The organism is Uniformispora flossi (genome assembly GCF_049534875.1).
In the GTDB taxonomy this organism is placed as follows: domain Bacteria; phylum Actinomycetota; class Actinomycetes; order Streptomycetales; family Streptomycetaceae; genus Yinghuangia; species Yinghuangia aomiensis.
In genome coordinates this window covers 216704-242599 of the sequence record NZ_JBMULZ010000007.1, presented here as the reverse complement: position 1 = coordinate 242599, position 25896 = coordinate 216704, and the positions used below count along the sequence as shown (strand labels likewise).

The 25896-nt window shown below is 72.5% G+C and carries 23 protein-coding genes; 12 read left to right on the top strand and 11 right to left on the bottom strand.

What is annotated here, in order from left to right; genetic code table 11:
* Positions 1–100: 100 nt before the first annotated feature.
* From dnaE to ACPA54_RS18260, 5 genes are all read left to right on the top strand, one after another.
* Positions 101–3694, top strand: coding sequence for a DNA polymerase III subunit alpha (dnaE, locus tag ACPA54_RS18280; protein WP_423531034.1), 3594 nt, complete (start codon positions 101–103; stop codon positions 3692–3694).
* A gap of 240 nt (positions 3695–3934) precedes the next feature.
* Positions 3935–4264, top strand: a complete 330-nt coding sequence (locus tag ACPA54_RS18275) for a hypothetical protein (RefSeq protein WP_423531032.1) — start codon at positions 3935–3937, stop codon at positions 4262–4264.
* On the top strand, positions 4252–5058 hold the full coding sequence (locus ACPA54_RS18270) for a hypothetical protein (RefSeq protein WP_423531030.1): 807 nt from the start codon (positions 4252–4254) through the stop codon (positions 5056–5058). Before ACPA54_RS18275 ends, ACPA54_RS18270 begins: the two co-directional genes overlap by 13 nt.
* Positions 5059–5245: 187 nt before the next feature.
* Positions 5246–6478: an LLM class flavin-dependent oxidoreductase gene (locus ACPA54_RS18265; protein WP_423531028.1), complete on the top strand. Its 1233-nt coding sequence runs from the start codon at positions 5246–5248 to the stop codon at positions 6476–6478.
* Between the two features lie 356 nt (positions 6479–6834).
* The gene (locus ACPA54_RS18260; RefSeq protein WP_423531026.1) at positions 6835–8073 is read left to right on the top strand and encodes a glycosyltransferase; all 1239 of its coding nucleotides are present in this window, start codon (positions 6835–6837) and stop codon (positions 8071–8073) included.
* Positions 8074–8083: 10 nt separating this feature from the next.
* Here ACPA54_RS18260 and ACPA54_RS18255 read toward each other — a convergent pair whose 3' ends face one another.
* Complete coding sequence (locus ACPA54_RS18255; RefSeq protein ID WP_423531024.1) at positions 8084–9088, bottom strand: hypothetical protein; 1005 nt, start codon at positions 9086–9088, stop codon at positions 8084–8086.
* Between the two features lie 73 nt (positions 9089–9161).
* Between ACPA54_RS18255 and ACPA54_RS18250 the strand changes: the two genes are divergently transcribed.
* The gene (locus tag ACPA54_RS18250) at positions 9162–9725 is read left to right on the top strand and encodes a YdeI/OmpD-associated family protein (RefSeq protein WP_423531022.1); all 564 of its coding nucleotides are present in this window, start codon (positions 9162–9164) and stop codon (positions 9723–9725) included.
* A 20-nt stretch (positions 9726–9745) separates the two neighbouring features.
* On the opposite strand, the gene ACPA54_RS18245 is transcribed toward ACPA54_RS18250, so the two are convergent.
* The 3 genes from ACPA54_RS18245 to ACPA54_RS18235 all read right to left on the bottom strand — a co-directional run bounded on the left by ACPA54_RS18245 (position 9746) and on the right by ACPA54_RS18235 (position 13328).
* Complete coding sequence (locus tag ACPA54_RS18245; RefSeq protein WP_423531020.1) at positions 9746–10282, bottom strand: SRPBCC family protein; 537 nt, start codon at positions 10280–10282, stop codon at positions 9746–9748.
* A 229-nt stretch (positions 10283–10511) separates the two neighbouring features.
* Entirely contained in the window at positions 10512–10952 is a 441-nt protein-coding gene (locus ACPA54_RS18240; RefSeq protein ID WP_423531018.1) for a PIN domain-containing protein, read from the bottom strand.
* A 180-nt stretch (positions 10953–11132) separates the two neighbouring features.
* Complete coding sequence (locus tag ACPA54_RS18235) at positions 11133–13328, bottom strand: MMPL family transporter (protein ID WP_423531016.1); 2196 nt, start codon at positions 13326–13328, stop codon at positions 11133–11135.
* Positions 13329–13590: 262 nt separating this feature from the next.
* Between ACPA54_RS18235 and ACPA54_RS18230 the strand changes: the two genes are divergently transcribed.
* Positions 13591–14877 carry a sensor histidine kinase gene (locus ACPA54_RS18230; protein ID WP_423531014.1) on the top strand — a complete coding sequence of 429 codons (1287 nt, stop codon included), beginning with the start codon at positions 13591–13593 and terminating at the stop codon, positions 14875–14877.
* Positions 14874–15575, top strand: coding sequence for a response regulator (locus ACPA54_RS18225; protein ID WP_423531012.1), 702 nt, complete (start codon positions 14874–14876; stop codon positions 15573–15575). Before ACPA54_RS18230 ends, ACPA54_RS18225 begins: the two co-directional genes overlap by 4 nt.
* Positions 15576–15596: 21 nt before the next feature.
* Here the strand turns inward: ACPA54_RS18225 and ACPA54_RS18220 are convergent, their stop codons facing one another.
* The 6 genes from ACPA54_RS18220 to ACPA54_RS18195 form a co-directional block, all read right to left on the bottom strand.
* A complete protein-coding gene (locus ACPA54_RS18220) occupies positions 15597–16154 on the bottom strand; it encodes a hypothetical protein (protein ID WP_423531010.1) in 558 nt (185 codons plus the stop codon).
* 2 nt (positions 16155–16156) lie between these two features.
* Positions 16157–16513, bottom strand: coding sequence for an MmpS family transport accessory protein (locus ACPA54_RS18215; RefSeq protein ID WP_423531008.1), 357 nt, complete (start codon positions 16511–16513; stop codon positions 16157–16159).
* A gap of 346 nt (positions 16514–16859) precedes the next feature.
* A complete protein-coding gene (locus ACPA54_RS18210; protein ID WP_423531006.1) occupies positions 16860–17426 on the bottom strand; it encodes a carboxymuconolactone decarboxylase family protein in 567 nt (188 codons plus the stop codon).
* A gap of 75 nt (positions 17427–17501) precedes the next feature.
* Positions 17502–18338 (bottom strand): ABC transporter ATP-binding protein, encoded by an 837-nt coding sequence (locus tag ACPA54_RS18205; protein WP_423531004.1) that lies wholly within the window; start codon positions 18336–18338, stop codon positions 17502–17504.
* A 4-nt stretch (positions 18339–18342) separates the two neighbouring features.
* A complete protein-coding gene (locus ACPA54_RS18200; RefSeq protein ID WP_423531002.1) occupies positions 18343–19428 on the bottom strand; it encodes a FecCD family ABC transporter permease in 1086 nt (361 codons plus the stop codon).
* Complete coding sequence (locus ACPA54_RS18195) at positions 19425–20402, bottom strand: FecCD family ABC transporter permease (protein WP_423531000.1); 978 nt, start codon at positions 20400–20402, stop codon at positions 19425–19427. The genes ACPA54_RS18200 and ACPA54_RS18195 overlap by 4 nt, the downstream gene beginning before the upstream one ends.
* Before the next feature lie 208 nt (positions 20403–20610).
* Here ACPA54_RS18195 and ACPA54_RS18190 point away from each other — a divergent pair, with 208 nt between their 5' ends.
* The 3 genes from ACPA54_RS18190 to ACPA54_RS18180 all read left to right on the top strand — a co-directional run bounded on the left by ACPA54_RS18190 (position 20611) and on the right by ACPA54_RS18180 (position 23874).
* Positions 20611–21657, top strand: coding sequence for an ABC transporter substrate-binding protein (locus ACPA54_RS18190; RefSeq protein ID WP_423530998.1), 1047 nt, complete (start codon positions 20611–20613; stop codon positions 21655–21657).
* Complete coding sequence (locus tag ACPA54_RS18185; protein WP_423530997.1) at positions 21654–22544, top strand: siderophore-interacting protein; 891 nt, start codon at positions 21654–21656, stop codon at positions 22542–22544. The genes ACPA54_RS18190 and ACPA54_RS18185 overlap by 4 nt, the downstream gene beginning before the upstream one ends.
* A 142-nt stretch (positions 22545–22686) precedes the next feature.
* Positions 22687–23874, top strand: coding sequence for a UDP-N-acetylglucosamine--N-acetylmuramyl-(pentapeptide) pyrophosphoryl-undecaprenol N-acetylglucosamine transferase (locus ACPA54_RS18180; protein ID WP_423530995.1), 1188 nt, complete (start codon positions 22687–22689; stop codon positions 23872–23874).
* An 18-nt stretch (positions 23875–23892) separates the two neighbouring features.
* On the opposite strand, the gene ACPA54_RS18175 is transcribed toward ACPA54_RS18180, so the two are convergent.
* Complete coding sequence (locus ACPA54_RS18175; protein ID WP_423530993.1) at positions 23893–24324, bottom strand: hypothetical protein; 432 nt, start codon at positions 24322–24324, stop codon at positions 23893–23895.
* Positions 24325–24444: 120 nt separating this feature from the next.
* On the opposite strand from ACPA54_RS18175, the gene ACPA54_RS18170 reads away from it, so the two are divergent.
* Positions 24445–25818 (top strand): APC family permease, encoded by a 1374-nt coding sequence (locus ACPA54_RS18170; protein WP_423530992.1) that lies wholly within the window; start codon positions 24445–24447, stop codon positions 25816–25818.
* Positions 25819–25896: the final 78 nt, after the last annotated feature.

Genomic DNA, 25896 nt, shown 5'->3' with positions numbered 1-25896 from the left:
ATCCGTTGTAGGCAGCCCGCGTGGCGGTTGTTTGATCGGTCCCGTAGGCGGTCGCTTTGATGGCGCTGGCCATCAGTTTTTGTGCGGAGGCGGCGCCACTATGACCGATTCATTCGTTCACCTGCACAACCATACCGAGTACTCCATGCTGGACGGAGCCCAGCGCTTGCGGCCCATGTTCCAGGAGGCCGCACGTCAGAACATGCCGGCGATCGCGATGAGCGACCACGGCAACATGTTCGGCGCGTACGAGTTCGTGCAAGTCGCCAAGGACGTCGGGACCGTCCGCCCGATCATCGGCATCGAAGCCTACGTCGCCCCGTCGTCGCGGTTCGCCCGCCGCCAGGAATTCTGGGCTCCCGGCGGGCGGCGCGCACCCGCCGACGACGGCGAGAACTCCAAGGACGTCTCCGGCGGCGGCCGCTTCACCCACATGACCATGTGGGCCCGCGACACGCAGGGGCTGCGGAACCTGTTCCGGCTGAGCACGCAGGCCAGCTACGAAGGCCAGTTCCCCGCCGGAAAACCCCGCATGGACCGCGAGCTGATCGCCGAGCGCCCCGAGGGCATCATCGCCACCACCGGCTGCCCGTCCGGCGAAGTCCAGACCCGGCTCCGGCTCGGGCAATACGACGAGGCCAAGGCCGCCGCGGCGGCCTACCAGGACATCTTCGGCCGGGACAACTACTTCCTCGAACTGATGGACCACGGCCTCGCGATCGAACGCACCGTGCGCGACGACCTCCTCCGCCTCTCCCGCGAACTCGGCCTCCCTCCCCTGGCCACCAACGACGCGCACTACACGACCGAGGACCAGGCCGACGCCCACGACAACCTCCTCTGCATCGGCGTCGGCAAGAACAAAGACGCCCCGAACCGCTTCCGTTTCGCGGGCACCGGCTACTACCTCAAATCCGCCGCCGAAATGCGGGCGCTCTTCGCCGAACTCCCCGAGGCCTGCGACAACACCCTCCGCATCGCCGAACGCATCGAAAAGTACGACGAAGTGTTCGACTTCGCCGACGAGATGCCGCAATACCCCGACGTCCCCGACGGCGAGACGCAGGAGTCCTGGCTGCGCCGCGAAGTCCTGCGCGGCCTCGCGCTGCGCTACGGCGAGCCGGTCCCCGCACACGTCCTCGACCGGTTCGAGACCGAGATGAAGGTCATCGGGCCGATGGGCTTCAGCGCGTACTTCCTCGTCGTCGCCGACATCTGCCGGTACGCGCGCGACAACGGCATTCCGGTCGGGCCGGGGCGCGGCTCGGCGACCGGGTCGATCGTCGCGTACGCCACCCGCATCACCGAACTGTGCCCGCTCGAACACGGACTCCTGTTCGAACGGTTCCTCAACCCGGAACGCATCAACCCGCCCGACGTCGACCTCGACTTCGACGACCGCCGCCGCGACCGCATGGTCCGGTACGTCACCGAGAAGTACGGCGATGAATACACCGCCTTCGTCAACACCTTCGGCCGCATCAAAGCCAAGAACGCGATCAAGGACTCCGCCCGCATCCTCGGCTACCCCTACGCACACGGCGAACGCATCACCAAAGCCCTGCCGCCCGACCAGAACGGCAAATCCGCCCCGCTCGACGCGATCTTCGACCCCGCCCACCCGCGCCACGCCGAGGCGGGCGAGATCCGGCGGATGTACGAGGCCGAAGCGGACGTGCGCAGCGTCGTCGACACCGCCCGCGGCGTCGAAGGCCTCACCCGCGGCACCGGTGTGCACGCCGCCGCGGTCATCCTGTCCAAGACCAGGCTCACCGACCGCATCCCGCTGCACATGCGCGCCGCCGACGGCGCGAAGATCACCGGTTTCGACTACCCGTCGTGCGAGGCGATGGGGCTGATCAAGATGGACTTCCTCGGGCTGCGGAACCTCGGCGTCATCGACATGGCCATCGCCAACATCCGCGAGAACCGCGGCGTCTCCCTCGCCACCGTCGACCCCCTCGACGAGCGCCGAGACCCGGTCACCGTCATCCCGCTCGACGACGCCAAGACCTACCGCCTCCTCGCCGACGGCAACACCCTCGGCGTCTTCCAACTCGACGGCACCGGCATGCGGTCCCTCCTCAAGCTCATGGAACCCACCCGATTCGAGGACATCGCCGCCGCCAACGCCCTCTACCGCCCGGGCCCGATGGCCGCGAACGCGCACACCAACTACGCCCTGCGGCAGAACGGCAAACAGGACCCGGACCCGATCCACCCGGAACTCGCCGACGCCCTCGAACCCATCCTCGGATCCACCCACCACCTGCTGATCTACCAAGAGCAGATCATGGCGATCGCCCGGCAACTCGCCGGCTACACCCTCGGCGGCGCGGACATGCTGCGCCGCGCCATGGGCAAGAAGAAGCCGGAGGTGCTGGCCGCCGAGTGGGAGAAGTTCCACGGAGGCATGCGCACGAACGGGTTTTCGGATGCGGCGATCCAGTCGCTGTGGGACGTGATGCTGCCGTTCTCCGGCTACGCCTTCAACAAGTCGCACACCGCCGGCTACGGCCTCGTCTCCTACTGGACGGCTTACCTGAAAGCCAACTACCCCGCCGAGTACATGGCCGCGCTGCTCACCTCGGTCGGCGACGACAAGGACCGCGCCGCGGCCTACCTCGCCGACGCCCGCGCCAACGCGGTTCGGGTGCTGCCACCGGACGTCAACGAGTCCGCGGCGGAATTCACCGCCGTCGGCGACGACGTCCGGTTCGGCCTCCTGTCCGTACGCAACGTCGGCGACGGGGTGATCACCGCCATCACCGAAGCCCGCCGCACCCGCGGCAAGTACGCCTCGTTCACCGACTTCCTCGACAAGTCCGACCTGCCCGCGCTCAACAAACGCGCCGTCGAGTCCCTCATCAAGGCCGGCGCGTTCGACTCACTCGGCCACACCCGCAAAGGCCTCGCCGCCATCCACGAACAGGCCGTCGACGCCGTCATCCCGGTGAAGAAGGCCGCCGCCTTCGGCCAGGACGACCTCTTCGCCGCCGGCTCCCCCGCCGACAACCCGGCCTTCGCCCTCGACCTCGCCGTCGACGACACCGAATGGCCCCGCCGCGAACTCCTCGCCGCGGAACGCGACATGCTCGGCCTCTACGTCTCCGCCCACCCCCTCGACGGCGCCGACCACATCCTCTCCCCCGCCCGCGACTGCACCATCACCGACCTCCTGGCCTCCGGCCGCACCTCCGGCGACGTCCGCCTCGCCGGCCTCGTCACAGGCCTCCAACGCAAACTCACCAAACAAGGCAACGCGTGGGCAATCATCACCCTCGCCGACCGCGACGCCTCCCTCGACGTCCTGTTCTTCCCCGCCGACTACCACCTCGCCGAACACGCCCTCGCCGAAGACAACGCCATCAGCGTCCTCGGCCGCCTCGAAGACCGTGACGGCACCGTCAACCTCCACGCCAAAGACCTACGCCAACTCGACATCAGCAACACCGGAACCCACCCCCCGGTCCAGTTGCTGCTCCCGCACCACCGCATCACCCCCGCCACCGTCGCCGCCCTCAAACGCCTCCTCGCCGAACACCCGGGAACCACCCCCGTCCACCTGTCCGTCCGCGGCCCCGAAACCACCACCCGCTACGCCTTGGCCGCACGAGTCGACCCGACAACCCTGGCATCAGACGTCAAGGGGACGTTCGGAGCCGAGGTGTGGGCGGGAGTGGGGGCGAGCTGAACGCCGGGGCCGCGGCGTGGACTCTGCGGATGAACGCAGTGTCCCCACCCCGCGTTTGGTATCCGTCGACGTCCCCAACCCCGGAGGGCAGCAACTGGCATGGACCGCAAAGGTGTCCCCTCCACAGCATCGGCCCGCGGTCGTCCGGCACGGGCGCCTGACGGTCGGGGCCGCGGTCGCGAGCTGGGTGGGCTGCACCGAGTCCGACGGGGGTCAGGTCGGTTCGCGGCGGATGGGGTGGTGGGAGCAGCGGAAGCCGCCGGCGAAGGGGGTGACGGCGTCGAAGGGGAGGGGGTGGCAGGTGACGTTGTGGGCGGTGAGGGTTTCGGCGAGGCGGGGGAGGCGGGTGTCGAGGACGACTTCGCCGGGGCCCAGGACGAGGACGTTGGCGGCGAGGAGGTCGAGGGCGTCGTCGAGGGTGACCTCGACGAGGTCCCAGTCGGCGAGCAGGGGCGGGGGCCCGCGGTGAACTGGTCGCGGGCGACGATGGCGAGGCCTTCGCGGACGGCGGCGAGGCCGTCGTCGAGGTGGAGGACGCGCGGGTGCAGGGGGACCGCGTGGACGCGGTAGTCGGCGCCCAGCTCGGTGCGGAGCCAGTCGACGCCGTCGGGGTCGGTGGCATAGCGGCCCTCGCCGACGCCGACGAGGAGGTCGGGGCCGAACAGCATGACGTCGCCGCCTTCGAGGAACGGGCCGCGGGCGTCGGCGACGCGGTCGAGGGGGACGGCGCGGCCCGGCGGGACGACGGTGTGCCGGGCGCCGCGGGCGACGAGGTCGGCGATGAGGGGGCGGAGCCCGTAGCGCTCCTTGAAGCGGTGCGGGAGGCGCAGCGACGACTCGATCACGGTGTCGCCGACGACGATCATCGGGTCGCGGACGAAGATCTGGAGGGAGATCGGGGAGAACTCGGCGAAGAGGGCTTATTCGTCGGGCGTGAGTTCGACCGGGCGGTGGACGGTGATGCCGCGCGCGGTCAGGAAGTCCGCGAGGGCGTCGAGCTGCGCGGCGCAGCGCGCGAAGCCGTCCGGGTCCGCCTCGGACCAGCGCTTGCCGGCGAGGTAGGCGGCGCGGCTGACGAAGCCTGCCGGGAGGAAGCCGAGGGCGCGGTCCCCGGTGGGCAGTGCCGGCGGGAAGGTGAAGTCGAGGGGGCGGCCGACGACGACCTCGGCGAGACGGTCCCACTCCCGGTGGACCCCGATGGGAGAGGGGGAGGCGGGAGAGAGGGGGGAGGGAGAAAGGGGCGCAGAGGGGGACGAAGCCGAGGGGGAGGAAGCGGGCACGGGGTTCCTTGCGGGGGTGGTGGCGAGGCGGGTGAGCGGACAGCGACAGGGAGTAGTTCCCTGGGCGCACAGGGCCACACCTGACACCCCATCACCCGAGTGTGACGTAGGACGCACGCATCCTGAGAACCGTCCGGTGATCGCTCTTGAACCGGCGGGCCGTTCATGTAAGCGTTACGCAAATCAGGAGCCCGCCCCGCACCGCATGTCCGGACGATCGCGGCAGCCCGGCCGGCCCTCCCCCATCCACGGCGACCAAGGAGGACTCCCGGTGGAGTTCGGTATCTTTCTGAACGGTTTCACCCCGGGACCGGCCGCGCACGACCGCGCATCCGAGCACCTGTCCCTCATGCGCGAGCTCGACCTTGTGATCAAGGCGGACAAGCACAACTGGAAGTACGCCTGGTTCGGCGAGCACCACGCGCTGACGGAGTACAGCCACCTGTCGGCCCCCGAGGTCGCGATGGGCTACGTCGCCGCCCGCACCGAGCGCATCCACCTCGGCACCGGCATCAACAGCCTGTCGCCGCGCAAGGAGCACCCGGTCCGCTTCGCGGAGCGCGCCGCGATGCTCGACCACATCACCGAGGGCCGCTTCGAGTGGGGCACCGGCCGCGGCGCGGGCAGCCACGAGGTCGCCTCGTTCAACATCATGGACAGCAACTCGACCAAGGCCGAGTGGGACGAGGTCTCGCGCGAGGTCGTCCGGATGTGGGAGCAGTACGACTACTCCTTCCACGGCGAGCACTTCACCGTGCCCACGCCGCACAACATCCTGCCGAAGCCGTACGGCCACTCGCACCCGCCGATCTGGATGGCCTGTGGCAACCCCGGTTCGTTCGCCAAGGCGGGCGGCCTCGGCATCGGCGCGATCGCGTTCAACTTCGAGCCGATCTACAACCTGAAGGGCCGCATCGAGGCCTACAAGGAAGCCGCCGCGAACCCGGTCGAGATCCTCGGCGACTACCAGAACAACAACGTCATGATGACGAACGGCGTCATCTGCCTGAGCGACCGCAAGCGCGCCCGCGAAATCGCGCTCAAGGGCCAGGCGGGCTACCTCGTCACCCTGGTGAACCTGTACCACGACACCATGCCGAAGTCGACGGACGGCATCACCTGGCCGACCCCGCCGACCGACCTGTCCTCGCTCGGCGGCGACGAGCTGCTCGACCAGCTCATCGCGGGCGGCTTCCTGCTCTGCGGCACCCCGGAAGAGGTCTGCGAGCAGGTCGCGCAGTACCAGGAAGTCGGCTGCGACCAGCTGGTGTTCGGCCTCAGCGCGAACCTGACGCACGACGAGTACCACGAGCAGATCGAGCTGTTCGGCGAGCACGTCATCCCCGAGTTCGACAAGAACCCGGAGCACTCGACGAGCGTCTACCGCCGCAACGCGGGCGGCCCGAAGTACCCGCCGTTCAACGGCCCGGTCGACGAGAACCTCAAGCACTCGGTGCTGCCGGCCAACGCCATCCTCGGCCTGGACGGCAAGCCGCAGGGCTGACGGTCCGCAAGAACGCGGCCGACGCGCTTCGCAAGCGGTCCGCGGGCATCCGGAACTCCGGGTGTCCGCGGACCGCGGCGTTCTGCGGGCGGATTGCGAGGCGGCTTACGACCTGCGGTCAGGGTTGCCGTCGGCTTACGGCCTTCGGTCGGCTTGCGGTCGGCTTGCGGTCGGCTTGCGGTCGGGTTGTGGTCGGCTTACGACCTGCGGGTGACTTGCGCTCGACCTGCCGTCGGGTGACTTGCCGCTCGGCTTACCCCCACCACCCCACAGGGTGAACCCCCCTCCCCCGCCCGCGTGTCCGCCCCGCGACCGCCACCGCCGCGGCGATACTCGCTGCCGTGCGGGTGGCGATCATGACGGCGGGTTCCCGGGGCGACGTCGCCCCGTTCACCGGGCTCGGGGCCGGGCTCGTACGGGCCGGCCACGACGTGACCCTGGTGACACACCGCCTGTTCGAACCGTTGATCGTCGGCTCCGGGATGCGCTTCCACGCGCTGCCCGTCGACCCGATGGCGGAACTCCACTCGGCGCGGGGCCAAGGGCTGCACCACAGCCGTACCGGTCCCGGGAAGCTGCTGCGCGTCGTGAACCTCGCCCGGTCGCTCGCCGGGGAACTCGCCGACGGGCTCTTCGAGGCCGCGCCCGGCCACGACGTGCTGGTGCTCTCCCCGTCGGTCGCACCGGTGGGCGCCACCATCGCCGAGGCGCTGCGGCTGCCGACGGTCGGCGCGTACCTGCAACCCCTGCATCCGACACGGGAGTTCTCGCCCCCGATGCTCGGGCTGCCGCCGCTCGGCGCGTGGGGCAACCGGGCCGCGGGCAGTGCCGTCGACGCCGCCGTCGACCGGGTGTTCGGCGCCGCGTCCCGCGACCTGCGCACCCGCCTCGGGCTCCCGCCGCGCGGCCTCGGCCCGGCCCGCCGCGCCCGCGAACACGCCCGCTGGCCGGTGCTCTACGGCTTCAGCCCGGTCGTCGTGCCGCGCCCGCACGACTGGCGGCCGGGGCTCGACCCCGTCGGGTACTGGTGGCCGTTCGACGAACGCCCGCTGCCGGACACCGTCGAGGACTTCCTGGCCGCGGGCCCTCCCCCGGTCTTCGTCGGCATGGGCAGCGCGACCGTGCCCGATCCCGGGCGCTTCGGCGCCGAGGTGGTACGGGCGCTGCGCGCGGCGGGCCTCCGCGGCATCGTCCAGCAAGGCTGGGCAGAAATCCGGGTCACCGGCGACGACATGCTGACCGTCGGGGACGTCCCGCACCACCTGCTGTTCCCCCGCACCGCCGCGGTCGTGCACCACGGGGGCGCGGGCACGACCGGCGCGGTGCTGCGCGCGGGTGTGCCGACGGTGCCGGTGCCGATCCAGTTCGACGCGGGGTTCTGGGCCGACCGGCTGGTACGGCTCGGCGTCGCCCCGCGCGCCGTCCCGCTGCGCTCCCTGACCGCGGACCGCCTCGCCGCCGCCCTGACCGCGGCCACCGGCAACCTCGGGTACCGCACCCGCGCACGCGCGGTCGCGGCACGGGTGACGGCGGAAGACGGGGTGGGGCCGGTGGATGCGGCGATCCGGAAAGTGGCGGGGGCACTTCCGGGCTGACACCTGCGGTTCAGGAGTACCCGCGCACGCGTACCGCGCACCGGTGCGCGTACCGGACGTAGGCGCTGCCGCCGCGGTACTCCCAAGGCGTCTGCCAGACCCGGTGGCCCGCGTCGGTCACTTGGCGGGCGAAGTCGCGCCAACGGCGGGACTCGGCGCAGGCGTACGCGAGGAAACTGCGGTCGCGCAAACGTGTGGGATAGCCGTGGCCGTGGCCGTCCGGCCATTCCCGGAGCGCGGCGTCGAGGTCGGCCTGGGCGTCGGGCGTCTTCCCGTGCCGATTGCCCAGGTCTTTGCCCGAGGCCCACTCGTCGCGCAGGACCTCCTCGACGTGTGCTTCGACGACGAGGAGCTTCACCGGTGATCCGGCGGGTGCCCGGGAGGCGGCATCACGGGCGAACGCATACATCTCGGCGTGCGAGCCGTACCACTTGTCGCACGGGTACTGCATCGCTTGGGCAGTGCCGCGGGCGTTGTGCGGGTCGCGCGCGGTGAGTTCGTCCCAGCGGGAGTCGAAGACGGCACGGGGCTGCCGGAGTCCGCGGGTGACGCGCATGAGGGTGACCCAGGGCGTGGGGTCGTCGGGTCGCGCGGCTGTTGCCTCGATCGCGAAGGCTTCCGCTTCGGGAAGGTGCCGGAAGAACGCGGCGAAGCCTTCGCGGCTGGTGTGCGACGCCGGACCCGAGCCGCGCGCACGCCACGCCCGTTGCACGGCCGCTTCGGCGCGTACGGCCGGCATGTCGCCGTCGCCGGGTGCGGCCTTGCGCCAGCTCTCTATGGCCCGGACTCCACGGGGAGTGATCGCCGCCTCGGCGAGGGCGTCGACGGCGGTGGCGCGGTAGTCCCAGTGGTCCCCCACCGCGGCGAGCAACTCGGCGGCGAGGGCGAAACCGCCGGTCCGGCGTACCTCCTGGCAGGCGCGCAACAGGGGCGCCAGGCCCAGGGTCCGGCCGGTGACGTACGTCGGCTGCGGGGGCGCCGGGCGGCCGGCGCGGAAGCGATCAAGGAACGGCATGGGCGCATCGTAGGGAGCCCGCCTGATGGTGTGTCAGTGAATGAAGCGGAGCAGCCCCGCCTAGCCTGGGCGCATGGACGAGATCGGTGGGGTGGAGGTCGTCGCGTTCGAGGACGCGGCGGCGTTCGAGGGATGGCTGGCGGAGCACCACGGGCGGCATGCGGGCGTGTGGGTCAAGGTCGCCAAGAAGGGGTCGGGGGTTGCGTCGGTGACGGCGGACGAACTGGTCGACGTGGGGCTGTGCTGGGGGTGGATCTCCGGTCAGCGACGGTCGTCGGATGCGACGTACTACCTGCAGAAGTACGTGCCGCGGCGGCCGAAGAGCCTGTGGTCGCAGGTCAACGTCGACAAGGTCGCGGCGCTCGCGGCGGCGGGGCGCATGCGGGAGCCGGGGCTCGACGAGGTGCGCAAGGCGCAGCGCGACGGGCGGTGGGACGCGGCGTATGCGCCGCAGTCGACGGCGGCCGTGCCGGAGGAACTGACGGCGGCGCTGGCAGACAATCCGGAGGCTCAGCAGGCGTTCGCGGAGCTGGACAAGACCGCCAGGTACCTGGTGATGCTGCCGCTGCTGCAGGCCCGCACAGCGAAGGGACGGCAAGCGGCGGCGGAGAAGGCCGTGGGGGCGTTGGGGGTGTAGGGGCCCGTGCAGGGCTCCCGTCAGGCGCCGCTGTCGAGGCCGGGGACGGGGGCGCCGGACGGGAAACCCGCGGTGACGTACCCCGCGTAGTAGGCGCGCCATTCGGGGGTGGGGCCGACGTGCGGGCCGTCGTAGGCCTCGCCTCGGGCGGCGGCATCCAGGGCGTCGAGGCAGACCTCCCAGCCCGCGGCGTTGCGGGCGGCGGTGTTCACCTCGGCGAGGACGTTGGTGAGGGTGAGGCGGGTGCCGCCGTCGAACGCCTCGAGGTCGAAGCGCAGTTCGTCGGGGCCCCAGGTGAAGGCCAGGTGGCGGGGCGCTTCGGCGGCCAGGACCTCACCGGTGGAGTCGGGCATCCCGGGGTCGAAGCCGAAACGGACTTCGCCGCCGGGCTTCGGGTCGATCGCCACGCGGCTCGGGAACCAGCGGGCCAGTTCGGCCGGGTCGCTGACGAACTCCCAGACCCGGCCCACCGGGTGGGGGTAGGTCCGGCGCAGTCGAATGGCCGGCCGGCCGTCTTCGGCGGGAAGGAAGTCCGCGCGGGAGGTCGTGGGGGTCATACGGGATCCGGTCCTTCGCCGTACGGGTGGCTGGGCACGCGGCCGAGGCTATGCCGCGGGGCGGGCACGGGCGGGGGTGCCACGCCGCGGCGGCGGCCGAGGAGCCGGGCCGGAGCCGCCGTCCGAGTGACCCCCACGGCACGACCGCCACGCCTCGCACCACCACCGACCTCCGCCGCCACGCGACCGCCCACCCTCACGCCGCCACCGACCCCCACGGCACCCCCGCTCACCGCGGCCGCACCGCCCGCGGCCCCACCACCGCCGCCCCCAGCGGCGTGACCCGTGCTCGCAGCCCCCGGTCCGCCGTCACCACCAGGCAAGCCCGCTCCGGAACTTCGTCGTGCTCGATCGTCACCAACCGCACGATCATGTCGTCGCCGCTCCCCGGCGCGCTCGTCACGCGGACGCCCGGCACTTCCGGCAGGTCGCGGGCCTTGCCCTCGACCACGAGCAGCATGTCGAGGGGTCCGCGGGTCGCCCATTCCGGTGCGCCCGTCGCCTTCGGCAGGCCCTGTTCGGCGAACGGCACGAGCGCGTCCCGCAACCGTCCCGCGGCCGCCTTGCGGTCCTTCCACCACCCGTCGGGGACCGACCCCACCACGTTCGCGCCGTCGACGATCACCAACGGCACGTACTCGTCCTCGTCGCCTTCCACCGCTGCGGACATGCCCGCTCCCTCCGACCGCCGTCAACCAGGTGGGGCCACACCGCGGACCCCACCTCCCCCATCCGGTCGATCGTAGGCTTCACGTGCCTTGCGCCACGGGCCTGTCGCTCCCGTTCACGCTCCCCGGTGATTTCCCACCAACCGCATCACCCCGACGAGCGAAACAGGTTTGCCGGACGCTCAGCGCATCGACGTCGTCTCCGGCAACCGGTACACCCGCTCGTCCGGCTTTCCCCCGCCGGTCCGGACCCTGCGCGGCCACCACATCCCGCGGCCCAGTACCGCTGCCAGTGCGGGGACGAGGGTCAGGGACAGGACCAGCGACGAGAGCACGATGCCCAGGCCCGTCGAGAAGCCGACTTCCTGCATGGCGGTGTCCGGGTTCACCGCCAGGCTCGCGAAGGAGCCGGCCAGTACCAGGCCGGCGGTCGCGATCGCGGGGGCCGTGTGCCGCAGGGCCTCGCGTACCGCGACACGCGCGGGCACGGGCTTGGCCATCTCCTCCCGCAGGCGGTCGCTGATCAGGATGTTGTAGTCGGTCCCCAGTGCCACTACGAACAGGAACAGCACCAGCGGCAACGTGAACGCCACCCCGGGACGCCCCGCCACGTGTTGGAAGGCGAACGCCGCCGCGCCCAGCGTGGCCGTGAACCCCAGCCCCACCGCGAGCATCAGCACCAGCGGCGCGAGCAGGCTGCGCAGCAGCAGGAACAGGATCACCGCGATCAGCACCGCGGCCACCGGGAACACGATCTTCAGGTCGTGGTCGACCGCTTCCGACACGTCGGCGAAGATCGCCGCGGTCCCGGTGACGTGGGCCTCCGCTCCCGGAGGCGCCGCATCGCGGAGCGCCCCGCGCAGCGGGCCGGACACCAGGTCCCGGGCTTCCTGCGTCTCCGACGGGGACTCCAGGAAGACGTCGAAGCGCGCGGCACCGCGGTCGGGCGTGTAGGAGACCGCACCCACCTGTCCGACACCCGGCACGGCGCCCACCACCGAGGCCAGCCGGTCGACCGCGCGCCCGTCGAGCGCGGCACCCCCGTCGGCCCGGACGTACACGGTGTGCGGGTCCGACGCCCCCGCCGGCAGGGCGGACGAGATCTCCGCCGCGGTCCGCGCCGCTGCGGTGTCCGACCGCGGCTCGCCGACGTTGTAGTTCATCCGTACGCCCACCGCGCCCGCGGTCAGCAGACCGAGCAGCAGCAGCGCACCGAGTGCGTGACGTGCCGGACGCGCCGCGACCCGCGTCGCCCACCGCCCGGACCAGCCGTCCTCCGCCGGCTCCTTCTTCCACGCCTTCGCCGGCCAGAACAGCCCGCGCCCGCACACCGCGAGCAGCGCCGGCATCAGCGTGAGGCTCGCCGCCAGCATGACCAGCACCGACACGGCGATCGCCGGGCCCAGCACCCGGAACTGTCCAAAAGTCGCGATCCCGAGCGTGGCGAAGGCCGCCACGATGGTCAGTGCCGCGCAGGTGACGGCCGCGCCGACCTTCCCCGCGGTGATCGCCGCCGCGGTCCGCTTGTTCTGGTCGGGGTGGTTCCGCAGGTGCTCGCGGAAGCGGAACATCTGGAACAGGAAGTAGTCGACGCCGATCCCGAGGAGCACCACGCTGATCAGCGACGGCACCGAGGCGTCCAACTGGATGCCGAACAGCAGCGCCATCCCCGCCACCGCACCCGTCGCCGCCCCGCCCACCAGGGTGACCGCGAGCAGCGGAACGATCGCCGCCAGCACGCTCCGGAACGCCAGGACGTTGAGCAGCACGATCAGCCCGAACGTCAGGATCCCCGCCACCATCGTCGCCGTCTTGTTGGCCTCGTCGGTGTCGACGGCGTCCGCGATCGGCCCGGTGAAGCCGGTGCGCAGGCCGGCCGCGCCGAACTCCCGTTCGGCGTTGTCCCGGAACTTCTTGTAGACGTCCTGCACGGCCGTATCGCCGGGACCGCCGCGCAGATCGGCGGTCACGAGTTGGAAACTGCCGTCGGGTGCGCCCGGCCCGACGGCCACGTGTGGTGTCTGCGATCGGTCCTTGACCAAGGGCTCGCTCGGCGACACCTCGACGCGGAGCCGCCCAAGCTGTCCGGCGATGTCCGCGAGCCGGGCGCGGTCGCCGTCCGCGAGCTTGGCGCCGTCGGTGCGCGCCACCAGCATCGTGACCGTGGTGGTGTCCGAGGCCTGGCCGAAGTCGTCCTCGGCGATGCGCAGCGCGGCCGCCGAGTCGTAGGTGCTCGGCAGGAAGTCACCGGTCTGGGCGTCCGAAGCCCGGGACATCAAGCCGGGGCCGAGCACGGTCATGGCACCGCAGACGATCACCCAGAGGACGACGACTTTCCAGGCGTGGCGGGTGGAGAAGCTGGTCAGAGCACGGATCATGGTCTCTCCGCAGAGGGGGACGGGCCGGGGTTCCGGACGGGTCCCAGGCCATCACCCGGCGATCCGGGAGGTCATCGGCCGCCGGAACGGAGCCGGAAGCGGGAGCGTGGTCCCGGGTCGGGGCCGGCGGCTGGTACCTGCGGAGGACACGCGAATCGTGCCGGCGGCGGGCCGGGGCGCCGACCGGGCACGATGGAATGGAGTCCCGGAAACTTCGGAAGCGCCGGGCACGACTCGGCCGGCGGCCGGAAGGGAGCGCGGCATGGGGTTCGGCCCGGCGTCCGCGGCGTTGGCCGGCCTGGGCAGAGCGATCACCGGACGCGACCTGCCGGAAACGGACCGGGAAGCGGAGACGGAGCCGCCCGCGGCCGCGCCGCCGCCCCGGCCCGAGGCTCCGCCGAAGCAGCCGCGGAGGCGCAGGCCCCGCCCCCGCCAGGCCGACATCTTCATCGCCGCCGCCGTCGGCGCCGTGGACCTGCTCGGCTACACGATCACGATGCGCTCGGAGAACGCCGCGTTCACGGTCGCCGGCGCCCTGCTCCTGACGCTCGCCGCGGCCTGCCTGCTGGCCAGGCGCCGCCACCCGATCCTCGTGCTCGGGGCGATCCTGGCCATCGAGATCGTGGTCAACCTGGTCGTCCGCATGCCGACGCATTTCTCGCTGTCGGTGGTCGCGGCGCTCTACACCGTCGGTCTGGCGTGCCGCCCGCGGACGGTGGCGTTGGCGTCGCTGGCGGTGCTGGCCGGGCAGATGACGGCGTACGGCAACTCGGAGGACTCGTTCGTCTGGACGTTCACCGGCGACGTCACCGCGATCGCGCTGGTCGTCGGGGTCAGCGCGGGTGTGCGGCGCTGGCAGAAGCAGGTCGACGTGAACCGGCTGCTGCTCGCGGACCGTGCGGTCACCGACGAACGCCGCCGGATCGCCCGGGAGCTGCACGACATCGTCGCGCACCACATCACGACCATGCACCTCATGTCCGGCGGCGCCCGCGCGAACCTCGACCGGGATCCGGAGACGGCCCGCGCGGCATTGATCACCCTGGAGGCGTCCGGCCGGGTCGCGCTGGCCGAGATGCGGCAGTTGCTCGGGGTGCTGCGCAGTGACGACGACGGGGAGAACGCCCCGTCGGCGCCGCAGCCGGGCGTCGGCGACGTGGACCGCCTGGTCGCGGAGTCGTGCCTGGCCGGGCTGCCCACCGAGTTCGCCGCGACGGGCGAGTGGCGCGAGCTGCCGCTGCCGGTACAGCTGGCGGTTTTCCGGATCACGCAGGAGGCGTTGACGAATGCACGCAAGCATGCCGGTCCGGGTGCGCGGGCGACGGTGCGGCTGGCGTACCGTCCGGGGCGGGTGACGGTCGAGGTGCAGGACACGGGCGGGGCGAAGCCGGACCGGCCGCCGGGCGACGCGGCGCTGCCGGGGTCCGGGCACGGGCTGCTCGGGATGCGCGAACGTGTGGCCGTGCACGGCGGGTTCGTGGACGCGGGACCGACCCCCGACGGCGGCTTCCGGGTCGCCGCGACCATCCCCACCCGGGAGACCGCATGACCGCGGCGGCTTCGGAGCGGGCGGACGCCCGCGTGACCGTCCTCATCGCCGACGACCAGCCGCTCGTGCGCACGGGCCTGTCGCTGATCCTGCGCTCGGACCCGTCCGTCGAGGTGGTCGGCGAGGCCGCCGACGGCGCCGAGGCGGTCGACGCGGCGGCGCGGCTGCGTCCGGACGTCGTGCTCATGGACATCCGCATGCCGGTCATGGACGGCGTGCGGGCAACCGCGGAACTCGCCGCCGCGCACCCGGAATGCCGCGTCCTCGCGCTCAGCACGTTCGACATGGACGAGTACGTGGTCGCCGCGCTCCGCGCCGGTGCCTCGGGCTTCCTGCCGAAGGACGTGTCGCCGGAAGACCTGCTCGCCGCCCTGCACACCGTGAAGGCCGGCGAGTCCGTGGTGGCGCCGCGGCTGCTGACCCGGCTGATCGAAACGTACGTGCGTACGCCCGACGCGCCCCAGCCGCTCGCCTCCGGCGTGCTGTCCCGGCTCACCCCGCGCGAGGTCGAAGTGCTGCGTCTGATCGCGACGGGCGCGGAGAACACCGAGATCGCGGCAGCCATGCAGATCAGCGCGTCGACGGTGAAGAACCACGTGACGAGCATCTTCGCGAAGCTCGGCATCCGGGACCGGGCGCAGGCCGTGGTCGCCGCCTACGAATCGGGCCTCGTCCGGCCCCGCCCGGGCACGCCCTGAGCGGGGCCGGCGCGCCCGCGCCTACGGCTTCGTGCGCTGGAAGCGTTCCGCCGGGGTATCCGTCCAGGCGATCGTGAGGGTCTTGCCGTCGGCGCTCACCGAGGCTTGGCCCTTCCCTGTGTCGCCCTTGCAGGAGATGTTCACGTACGCGGACGTCGAGATGCTGCCGGAGCAGTTGAGTCCCGTCGCCTGGACCGAGATCGTCGATCCGCGCACCGTCAGGGTCGGCACTCCCCCGGTCTGATCCCGCATCGAGTAGTACCAGAGGCCCTGAAACTTGGCGTCCGGGCCGCCCGCGGGCGCGCTGGTCCGCGGCTTTGCGGTGGTCGCCGCGCGCGTGGGGGACGTGGTGGCGGGCCGCGCGCTCGTGGCGCTCGGCTGCGCGGACGGGCCGGACGCGGTGGCTGACGCGGACGGGTCGGCGGAAGGGGGCGCCGACGTCGCGGGCAGCGTCACCGGGATGCTCGCGGACGGTTTGCCGCCGCCGCCTCCCCCGCCGCCGGAGCATGCGGTACCGGCCAGCAGCAGCGCCGCCGCGACGCCGAGGGCGCGGAGCGGGCGCGGTATCGGATTCGGCACGGTCACCGCTCCGACAGGTCGGCTTCGCACTGCAACGCGTCGGACACGTTGGAGCGCTTCTGCGTCTTCTCGTCGACGACCTTGCCGTCGAGGGTGACCCGGCAGGTGATGGTCTCGTCGGGCGCTTCGGACGGGGACGTGTACACGGTCATGTGCATGAGCGTCCCGGGCGTGGTGACGTCGACGGACTTCGTCCAGCCGGACGCGACGTTCTTGGCTTCCTCGCCGTCCGAGTTCGGGTCGTCGACGACGTAGCGGACGTCGGCGGGCCCCCGGCCGACGACCTCGTAGACGACGGTGTGCTTGGTGGTGTCCCCGCCGCCGGAACAGCCGGCGACCGATCCCACGGCCGCGGCCAATCCGACCGCGGCACTCCTTTTACGCAATGTTTTTCCCCGTGTTCGTGGTGCGTGCATGGCGGACGCCGGGATGTCCGGCGCCGGAAGCACGCACCCGGGGAAGGCTTCTTCCGGGGACCGCCGGTGGCCCCGCGTCGATGCTCCGGGCCCCGACCGGCGAAGGCCGCGCGGCGGGGGCCCGGAGTCCGGCGATGCTAGCCGCAACCGGCAACGAAGAGACGCAAGGCGCCACTACGCGCGAATCCCCGACGGCGCGGCGCGATTCCGGGGTGATTGCGCACACGCGCTGACCGCGACACGCGCCGCGCCCCACCGCCCGGGTGGTAGGCGGCGGGGCGCGGCCGGGTCAGGCCGCGGGCGCGGCGGGGCGCTTGGCCAGCGGGATCTCGCAGTTGTCCGAGAAGCCCTGCGAACTGATGCCGTTCGCGTTGTTGTTGCGGGTCGCCATGTTGACGAAGGCGATGTAGGCGGTGAGTTCGACCATCGCGGGGGCGCCGAGACGGTCGAGCAGGCCCGCGTACATGTCGTCGGTGACGGTAGGCGGCGTGTTCGTCATCGCCTCGGCATACTCCAGGACGTCGCGCTCCAGTGGCGAGAACACGTCCGAGTCGCGCCACACCGGCACCTGGCTGGCCTTGGCCAGGTCCAGGTTCTGGTTGAGGGCGTGGAAATAGCCGATGTCCAGGCACCAGCCGCAGCCGACCTGGGTGGCGACCGCCATGTGCGCGTAGGACTTGAGGCTCTCTTCGGCGTCGTCCCACTCGGCTACCTTGCCGCCGAACTCCATGCTGGACAGGGAGACTTTGGGGCTGTGGAAGGTGGCCGCGACAGGCTCGGGCACCGTACCGAGCTGCTCGATCATGTTCTTCTCGAGGTCGGCGGGCAGGTCGGCGAGGGGAATGCGGGGGGCCATGGTGTCCTCCTGGGTGGTGGCGTTTCGTTGGCATGAAGACACCGGCCGGCGGAGAAGTGTGACAGGGCTCCGGGATCACTCCCGGGAAGGTGCCGCGGGGATGACCAGAGGGGTGCCGGTCTCCGGGTCGGCGATCACCCGGCAGCGCAGCCCGAAGACGTCGCCGACCAGGTCGGCGGTGACGATGTCGGCGGGCGGGCCCTCGGCGACGATGCGGCCGTCGCGCATCGCGATCAGGTGGGTGGCGTAGCGGGCGGCCTGGTTGAGGTCGTGCAGGACGGCGACGAGGGTGCGGTCCTGCTCGCGGTGCAGGCGTGCGCACAGGTCGAGGACGTCGATCTGGTAGGCGAGGTCGAGGAACGTGGTCGGCTCGTCGAGGAGCAGCAGCGGGGTCTCCTGCGCGAGCACCATGGCGATCCACACGCGTTGCCGTTGTCCGCCGGACAGTTCGTCGACCGGCCGGTCGGCGAGGTCGGCAACGCCGGTGGCCGCCATGGACGCGGCGACGACGCTTTCGTCCTCGCGCGACCATTGGCGCAGCAGGCCTTGGTGCGGGTAGCGGCCGCGGGCGACCAGGTCGGCGACGGTGATGCCGTCGGGTGCCGTGGACGATTGCGGCAGCAGGCCGAGAATGCGGGCGAGTTGCTTGGCCGGGTACGCGGCGAGGTCGCGGCCGTCCAGGACGATGCCGCCGCGGGCCGGGGGCAGCAGCCGGGCGAGGGCGCGCAGCAGGGTGGATTTCCCGCACGCGTTGGGGCCGACGACGACGGTGAAGGAGCGGTCGGGGATGGCGACGTCGAGTCCGGTGGCGATGGTGCGCCGGTCGTAGGCGAGGGTGAGGTCGCTGCCGTGCAGGCGGACCGGCGGGTGGCCGACGGCGGTTTCGGTGCGTTCTGCGGTCGTCGTGTCCACGGAATCAGATCCTTCCCGCGCGGCGTTCGGCCGCGAGCATGGCCACCAGGTACACCCCGCCGAGCAGGCCGGTCACCACGCCGACCGGGAGGGGGTGGTCGTCGAAAGCGCGTTGGGCGATCCAGTCGGACGCCGTGAGCAGCGCGGCGCCGACCGCCATGGCGGGCAGGAGGTTGGGGCCGGGCGCGCGGGTCGCACGCCGGGCCAGTTGGGGAGCGGTGAGGGCGACGAACGCGACGGGTCCGGCGGCGGCCGCGGCGAGCGCGGTGAGGACCACGGCACCGCCGATCAGCGCGAGCCGGACGCGTTCGACGCGGACGCCGAGCGCCGACGCGGTGTCGTCGCCCATCTCGAGCATCCGCAGCGCGGGTCCGCAGCCGAGCAGCAGGGCAGGCACCACGACGGCCATGGCGACGGCGAGCGGGGCCACGTTGTCCCAGCCGCGCCCGTCCAGGCTGCCGGTCTGCCACAGCACGGCGCGGGCCGCGTCGGTGAGTTGGGCGCGGGTGAGGAGGTAGCCGTTGACGCCGGTGAGCGCGGCGGTCAGGCCGATGCCGGTGAGCACGAGCCGGAATCCGTGCACGCCGCGCCGCCACGCGAGCGCATAGACGAGCACGCCGGTGGCGATGCCGCCGGCCGCGGCCCCGGTGGCGACGGCGCCCGCGCTGCCGCCGAGGTACACGATGGCGACGAGGGCGCCGGTCGCCGAGCCGGAGGTGAAGCCGAGCAGGTCGGGGCTGCCGAGCGGGTTGCGGACCACGGCCTGGAACACCGCGCCGGCGAGGCCGAGTGCGGCGCCGACGGCGAGGGCGACGCAGGCGCGGGGCAGCCGCAGTTCGCGCACGATGAAGGTGTCCGCGGGCGAACCGTGGCCGGTCAGCGCGTCGAGGACGCGGCCGAAGCCCATGGCGTACTGGCCGCTTCCGATGCACAGCACGGCGAACGCCGCGGCCGCGGCCAGCGCCAGCAGCCCGGCGGCCACGGCGCGCGGCCGGACGCGCACCGAGAACCGGCCGGCCCGCACGGTGCGCGCGCCGGATATCCGCACGGCGGCCGGGGTGGCGGCGGTGTTTCCGAGCGGTGCGGTCATGCCGTCACCGCCTTGACGCGGCGCAGCAGCACCAGGAACAGCGCCCCGCCGACGACCGAGCAGACGATGCCGACTTGGAACTCCGAGGGGCGCGCGGCCAGGCGGCCGAGCACGTCGGCCATCAGCAGCGCGGCGGGTGTGAGGATCGCGCAGTACGGCAGGACTTTGCGCAGGTCGGGCCCGGTCACCGCGCGCACGGCGTGCGGCATGATCAGGCCGACGAAGACGAGGGGTCCGCAGGCCGCGGTGGCCGCCCCGCACAGCAGGGTGACGGCGACGATCGCCCCGGCCCGGGTGCGGACGGGCCGGGCGCCGAGCGCGAGGGCCGCGTCGTCGCCGAGGGCGAGCGCGTTCAGCGGCCGGGCGAGCAGCAGGGCGAGGAGGAGTCCGGCGGCGATGAACGGGGCGACTTTGCGGACGGTGTCCATGTCGGCGCTTGCCAGCGTGCCGTTGCCCCAGAACCGGGCGGCGTTGAGTGCGGCGGGGTCGATCAGCATGACGGCCTGCACGTAGGAGTACAGCGCGGCGTTGAGGGCGGCGCCGGCGAGCGCGAGGCGCGCGGGCGTGGCGCTGCGGCCGCCGCCGACGGCGTAGACGAGGACCGCGACGGCGGCGGCTCCGGCGAGGGCGAACCACACGTAGCCGGTGAAGACCCGGACGTCGAAGAACACCATCGCGGAGACGGCGGCCGCCGAGGCGCCGGCGTTGATGCCGAGCAGGCCGGGGTCGGCGAGCGGGTTGCGGGTCACGGCCTGCATGACGGCCCCCGCGACACCGAGGGCGAGTCCGACGAGCAGTCCCAGGACGGTGCGGGGCAGCCGCATGTCGTGCACGACGGCGTAGCCCGCGGCATTCGGGTCGGTCAGCCCTGCCCATACCTCGCCGACGCTCAGGTGCCGGGCGCCCAGCGCAAGGCTCAGCAGCACCGCTGCGGCGAGCAGGACGCCGGAGGCGGCAGTCGGGGCGGGTCTCACGTGGAACTCCGTTGCGGATCGTGCGGGGTGACGGCCTGTCGGATCACGGTCGACCCCTGGGCCGGAGAGTTAGGTTAGGTTAACCTAACCTCCCCGAGTCGGCCAGGGGTGACCTGGGCATCGCCATGCCGAAATAACGCATATGGCGCCAATATCTGCCATTTGTCACCCCGCAAATGCCGTGAACCACCCGCAAAGGAGCACGTCCATGCCGCAGTTCACCGTTCCGGATCCGACCCGGCGCAGATTCCTCGCGGCCGGTGCCGCGCTCGGCGTCGGCGCCCTGGCCGCGGCCTGCGGCAGTTCATCCGACGACACCGGTCCCGCGGCGGCACCCGGCGGCTCGGGCGCGCCGGGCGGCGACGGGCCGTGGAGCTTCGTCGACGACCGCGGCAAGACGGTCGGCACGAAGGCGCGGCCGAAGAAGATCGTCGCGTTCGTCGGCACCGCCGCCGCGCTGCACGACTACGGCATCGCGTGCACAGGCGTGTTCGGGCCCACCAAGACCGCCGACGGCAAGCCCGACGTCCAGGCCGGCGACCTCGACATCGGCAAGCTGAAGGTGCTGGGCAACACATGGGGCGAATTCTCGCTGGAGAACTACGCCGCGCTGCAGCCCGATCTGCTGGTCTCGGCGACGTACGACAAGGACACCCTCTGGTACGTCCCGGACGACAGCAAGGACAAGATCCTCGCCGTCGCGCCCAGCGTCGCCCTCAACGTCTCCGGGGTGCCCCTCACCGAACCCCTGCGCCGTCACGCCGAGTTGGCCGCCGCGCTCGGCGCCGACCCGAACGCCGCCAAGACCCTCGCGGACAAGCAGCGCTTCGAAGCCGCCGCCGAAACGCTCCGCCAGGCGGCGAAGGCCGCGGGCGGCATCAAGGTCATGGCCGCCTCGGGCAGCCCCGACCTGTTCTACGTCTCCACCCCCGCCCCGTCCGCCGACCTGCGCTACTTCGCCGAACTCGGCGTCGACTTCGTCCTGCCCAAGAACGTCGACCGGCAGGGCTATTTCGAGAGCCTCAGCTGGGAAGCCGTCGGCACCTACCAGGCCGACGTGATCATCCTCGACAACCGGTCCACGGCCCTCCAGCCCCAGGGCCTCGCGGGCAAGCCGACATGGCGCGAACTCCCCGCGGTCAAGGCCGGACAGGTCGTGCCGTGGGTCAGCGAACCGCGGTACTCGTACGCGGGCTGCGCGCCCCTCCTCGAACAACTCGCCGCCACCCTGCAGAAAGCGAGGAAGCTGACGTGACGCACACCGCCGAGCCGGCCACCCGACAGCCCGAACAGCCCGAACAGCCCGCCTATCCCTTCCGATTCTTCGACCTGGAGGTCGCGCGCGCGACCCGCGTCGGCCCGCACATGATCCGCATCGCGTTCACCGGCGACGACCTGCGCCGGTTCGCGAACGGCGGCTTCGACCAGCGCGTCAAGCTCTTCCTCCCACACCCCGGCCAGGACACCCCCGTGGTGCCCGTCGACGCGGGCGAGAACTGGTTCGGGGCCTGGTCGGCACTGCCGCCGGACGAGCGCGCCGTCATGCGGACGTACACGATCCGTGAATCCCGGGCGCCGGAAGAGGTCGACATCGACTTCGCGCTGCACGGCGACACCGGCCCCGCGTCGCGGTGGGCGCAGGCCGCGCGCCCCGGCGACCGGGTGACCGTCCTCGGCCCGGCCGTCGCCGACAACGCCGGAGTGGACTTCCGGCCGCCGGCCGGGACCGACTGGGTGCTGATCGCCGCGGACGAGACCGGGCTGCCCGCCGCCGAAGGCATCCTCGCCGGCCTGCCCGCAGGTCTCCCCGCGTTTGCCTGGCTGTCCGTGCCGCACCAGGACGACATGCGGCACCTGACCACGAAAGCCGACGCGACCGTGCGGTGGTTCGTCCGGCACGCCGCCGACCCGCTGCCGGGCGCGGTCGCGGCCGCGGAACTCCCGGCCGAAGGACGGGCGTATGCGTGGATCGCCGGCGAATCCGGCATGGTCCGCGCGGTGCGCCGCAACCTGGTCGCGGTCCGCGGCATCGACCGCAAGTCGATCGTCTTCACCGGCTACTGGCGGCGCGGCGCCACCGACGACGACTTGGTCGCCGAAGCCCTCGCCGGCGGGGACCCGCACCGCGCCGAGGACGACTGAACCCGCGCTCCCCCGCCGGCCCGGCCTCCTCGGTCGCCCGACACGGGTGGCCGAGGAGCGCACGCGGTCCCGATACTGTGGTCGCGGCCGTGCCCGTCCACGGCCGCCGTGTCCGACCGTGCCCGAGTGTGTGGGAGCGCCCGTGAACCACGATGATTCCGACAACCGTGCCGGACGGCCGTTCCGGCTGCTCGTCACGGGAGGCGGGACCGGCGGCCACACATATCCGGCGCTGACCGCGGTGCGGACCCTGCAGGCCCGCCTCGCGGTGACCCGCCGCGCCGTCGAGGTGCTGTGGGTCGGCACCGCCGCGGGCCTGGAAGCACGGGTCGCCGCGGCCGAAGGCATCGCGTTCGCCGAGGTCGCCACCGGCAAGATCCGCCGGTCGGCCAACCCGCTGAAGATGGTGTCCCCCGCGAACGTCAAGGACATGGGCCGGGTGCCGCTCGGAGTCGCGCAGGCGCGGTCCATCGTCGCCGCGTTCCGCCCCGACGTGGTGCTGTCCACCGGCGGCTACGTCGCCGTGCCGATCGGCTTGGCGGCGAAGATGTGCCGCCGCCCGCTCGTGGTGCACGAGCAGACCGTGCGGCTCGGCCTCGCCAACCGCGTGCTGGCCCGCGGGGCTTCCTGCGTGGCCGTGTCGGCCGAGTCCACCCTCGGGCTGCTGCCCGAGGCAGCCAAGGCGACCGCCGTCGTCACCGGCAACCCGGTGCGCCCGGAGGTGCTGGCCGGGAACGCGAGCAAGGCCGTCGAGGCGCTCGGGTGGCACGGCTTCGCCCGGCACCTGCCGACGGTGTATGTCACCGGCGGTGCACAGGGCGCGCAGCAGATCAACACGATCATCCGCGACAGCCTGCCGTGGCTGCTGGAACGCGCGAACGTCGTGCACCAGTGCGGCCCGAAGAACGTCGAGGCGCTCGGCGCCTACGCGGCTTCGCTGCCCGCGGAGTTGACCGCGCGCTACCACCTGACCGGCTTCGTCGGCCCCGAACTGCCCGACGTGCTGGCGCTCGCGGACGTGGTCGTGTCGCGCAGCGGCGCGGGCACCCTCGCCGAGCTGACCGCGCTGGGCAAGGCCGCCGTGTTCGTCCCGCTCGCCTCCGCGGCGGGCAACGAACAGGCCCACAACGCACGCCACTTGGCGGACGCCGGAGCCGCGGTCGCGCTGCTCGGCGAGGTCAGCGCGCAGACCCTGCAGGAAGCCCTCGGGCCGCTGCTCTCCGACGACACCAAGCGCCGCGCCATCGCCGAACGGGCCCGCGCGCACGGCCGCCCGGACGCCGCCGAACGCCTGGTGGACGCTCTCCTGAAGGCGGCGTCGAAGGGCTGACGCCGCGCGGCGGATTACTCAGAACGTCGCCAGGACCAGCGCCACGGCGCCGGCCAGCCACGCCGACGTGAGGATCACCGGCGCGGTGCGGCCGAGCCCGGGGAAGATCGCGCGCAGCTGCCGGAACGCCGCGTCCACGAACGCGGCTTCCAGCAGGACGGCCACGAGGCTCCCGGCCGCCCACACGGTGCGCGCGATCGGCGACGTCCCGCCTGTCCACCAGTTCGCGCCGAAGAAGGAGCCGACCCACCCCATCGCGCACGTCCACGGCCAGGTGAACGCGACGACGACGGTACTGGCGGCTTCGGCCAAGCCGAGGTCCACGCCGGACAGTTCGAGCCAGGCCACGCCCACGGCCAAGGCGAGGAAGGCTGCGAACAGCCGGGATTCCCACCCGCGTCGGCGGCATTGGGTGTCGTGCACGTGCCGAACAGCGGTGACGAGGGACATGGCGGCTCCCGAGCCGGAGTTCCGGGGGCGGCCCACCCCGCCCCCCGCGTGGCAGGAATTTAACGCACCCTGGCATTTCTGCCGCTGGTGGGGCCGTCTCGCAGTCCGGACACTCGCTCCATGGGTTCCGCGAAGGAAACAACGACGGCCGGGCGGCGCACGGGGCTGACCGCACTCCAAGGCACGGCGATGTACATCGGCGCGGTCCTGGGCACCGGCGTGATCGCCCTGCCCGCGCTCGCCGCGGACGCCGCGGGGCCCGCTTCGCTGCTGGCGTGGCTCGCGCTCGTGGTGCTGTCCGCTCCGCTCGCCGCGACGTTCGCCGCGCTGGGCGCGCGGCATCCGGACGCGGGAGGGGTGTCGACGTACGCCCGGCTGGCGTTCGGCGACCGCGTCGCGGGCGTCATCGGCTGGTGCTTCTACCTGGCGATCCCGGCCGGGGCCAGCGCCGCCGCGCTGTTCGCCGGGGCGTATGTGGAAGCGGCCGTCGGCGGCGGCCGGACCACCGAAACGGCCACCGCGGCGGGCCTCATGGCGATCGTCACCGCATCCAACGCGCTCGGCATCACGGTCGCCGGACGCCTCCAATTCGCGCTGGCCGGACTGCTGGTCGTGCTCCTGCTCGCCTCGGTCGCGCTGTCGCTGCCGCACGCGCACACCGCGAACCTGCACCCGTTCGCCCCGCACGGCTGGACGGCGATCGGCCCCGCGGCCGCGCTGCTCGTGTGGAGCTTCGCGGGCTGGGAGGCGATCACCCACCTCGCGGGCGAATTCCGTGCCCCGGCCCGGGACATCCCCCGCGCCACCGCCGCCGCGGTGCTCGTCGTCGGCGTGATGTACCTGGCGGTCGCGTTCGCCGTCATCGCGGTGCTCGGCCCGGCCGCCGCGGACGCCGACGCGCCCCTCGGCGCCCTCATGGCACGCGGCATGGGCGGCCACGCCAAGGTGCTGGCCGCGGTGGTGGCCGTGCTGCTGACCCTCGGCGCGATGAACGCGTACTACGCGGGCGCCGCCAAACTCGGTGCCGCGCTCGGCCGCGACGGGGCGTTCCCGGCGTGGCTCGGCCGCGGCAGCCTGGCCGGCGAAGTACCGCGCCGCAGCCTCGCGACCGTGTCCGCGCTCGCGGTGGCCGCCCTGGGCGTGGTGACGGCGGCGCGGCTCGGCGTGCGCCCGCTGGTGCTGATGACCACCGGTTCGTTCGTCACGGTCTACGCGGTCGGCGTGGCGGCCGCGGTCCGGTTGCTCCCGAAGCACGGCAGGCACCGCGTCGCGGTGTGGGGCGCGGTGGTGGCCGTGGCGATCATGCTCGCGATGTCCGGCCGGTATCTGCTGTGGCCCGCGGCGGTCACCGGTGCCGCACTGGTCTACCTCAAGTTCCGTGCCGGGCGGCCGGATCGCGGTGCCGGGACGCCGGTGCCCGCGGCGTCCGCGCCGCCGGTGGCCGCCGCGGCGGTCGGCGACGGGCCGGTGGAGCCGACCGCCCGGGGCAGCTGACTTGCCCGATCGCGGCAATGTCGTCAAGTCGCTTGTCGGTCAATCCAATTGCCTGGTCGCAGGGCTTGAGGAAGGAGC

Bases quoted from the DNA above. Each gene is read 5' to 3' on its own strand.
- ACPA54_RS18235 (WP_423531016.1), bottom strand. From the start codon at position 13,328: ATGATCCGTGCTCTGACCAGCTTCTCCACCCGCCACGCCTGGAAAGTC.
- ACPA54_RS18225 (WP_423531012.1), top strand. From the start codon at position 14,874: ATGACCGCGGCGGCTTCGGAGCGGGCGGACGCCCGCGTGACCGTCCTC.
- ACPA54_RS18175 (WP_423530993.1), bottom strand. From the start codon at position 24,324: ATGTCCCTCGTCACCGCTGTTCGGCACGTGCACGACACCCAATGCCGC.
- ACPA54_RS18210 (WP_423531006.1), bottom strand. From the start codon at position 17,426: ATGGCCCCCCGCATTCCCCTCGCCGACCTGCCCGCCGACCTCGAGAAG.
- ACPA54_RS18245 (WP_423531020.1), bottom strand. From the start codon at position 10,282: ATGACCCCCACGACCTCCCGCGCGGACTTCCTTCCCGCCGAAGACGGC.
- ACPA54_RS18230 (WP_423531014.1), top strand. From the start codon at position 13,591: ATGGGGTTCGGCCCGGCGTCCGCGGCGTTGGCCGGCCTGGGCAGAGCG.
- ACPA54_RS18260 (WP_423531026.1), top strand. From the start codon at position 6,835: ATGACGGCGGGTTCCCGGGGCGACGTCGCCCCGTTCACCGGGCTCGGG.
- ACPA54_RS18170 (WP_423530992.1), top strand. From the start codon at position 24,445: ATGGGTTCCGCGAAGGAAACAACGACGGCCGGGCGGCGCACGGGGCTG.
- ACPA54_RS18250 (WP_423531022.1), top strand. From the start codon at position 9,162: ATGGACGAGATCGGTGGGGTGGAGGTCGTCGCGTTCGAGGACGCGGCG.
- ACPA54_RS18240 (WP_423531018.1), bottom strand. From the start codon at position 10,952: ATGTCCGCAGCGGTGGAAGGCGACGAGGACGAGTACGTGCCGTTGGTG.
- dnaE (WP_423531034.1), top strand. From the start codon at position 101: ATGACCGATTCATTCGTTCACCTGCACAACCATACCGAGTACTCCATG.
- ACPA54_RS18190 (WP_423530998.1), top strand. From the start codon at position 20,611: ATGCCGCAGTTCACCGTTCCGGATCCGACCCGGCGCAGATTCCTCGCG.
- ACPA54_RS18200 (WP_423531002.1), bottom strand. From the start codon at position 19,428: ATGACCGCACCGCTCGGAAACACCGCCGCCACCCCGGCCGCCGTGCGG.
- ACPA54_RS18255 (WP_423531024.1), bottom strand. From the start codon at position 9,088: ATGCCGTTCCTTGATCGCTTCCGCGCCGGCCGCCCGGCGCCCCCGCAG.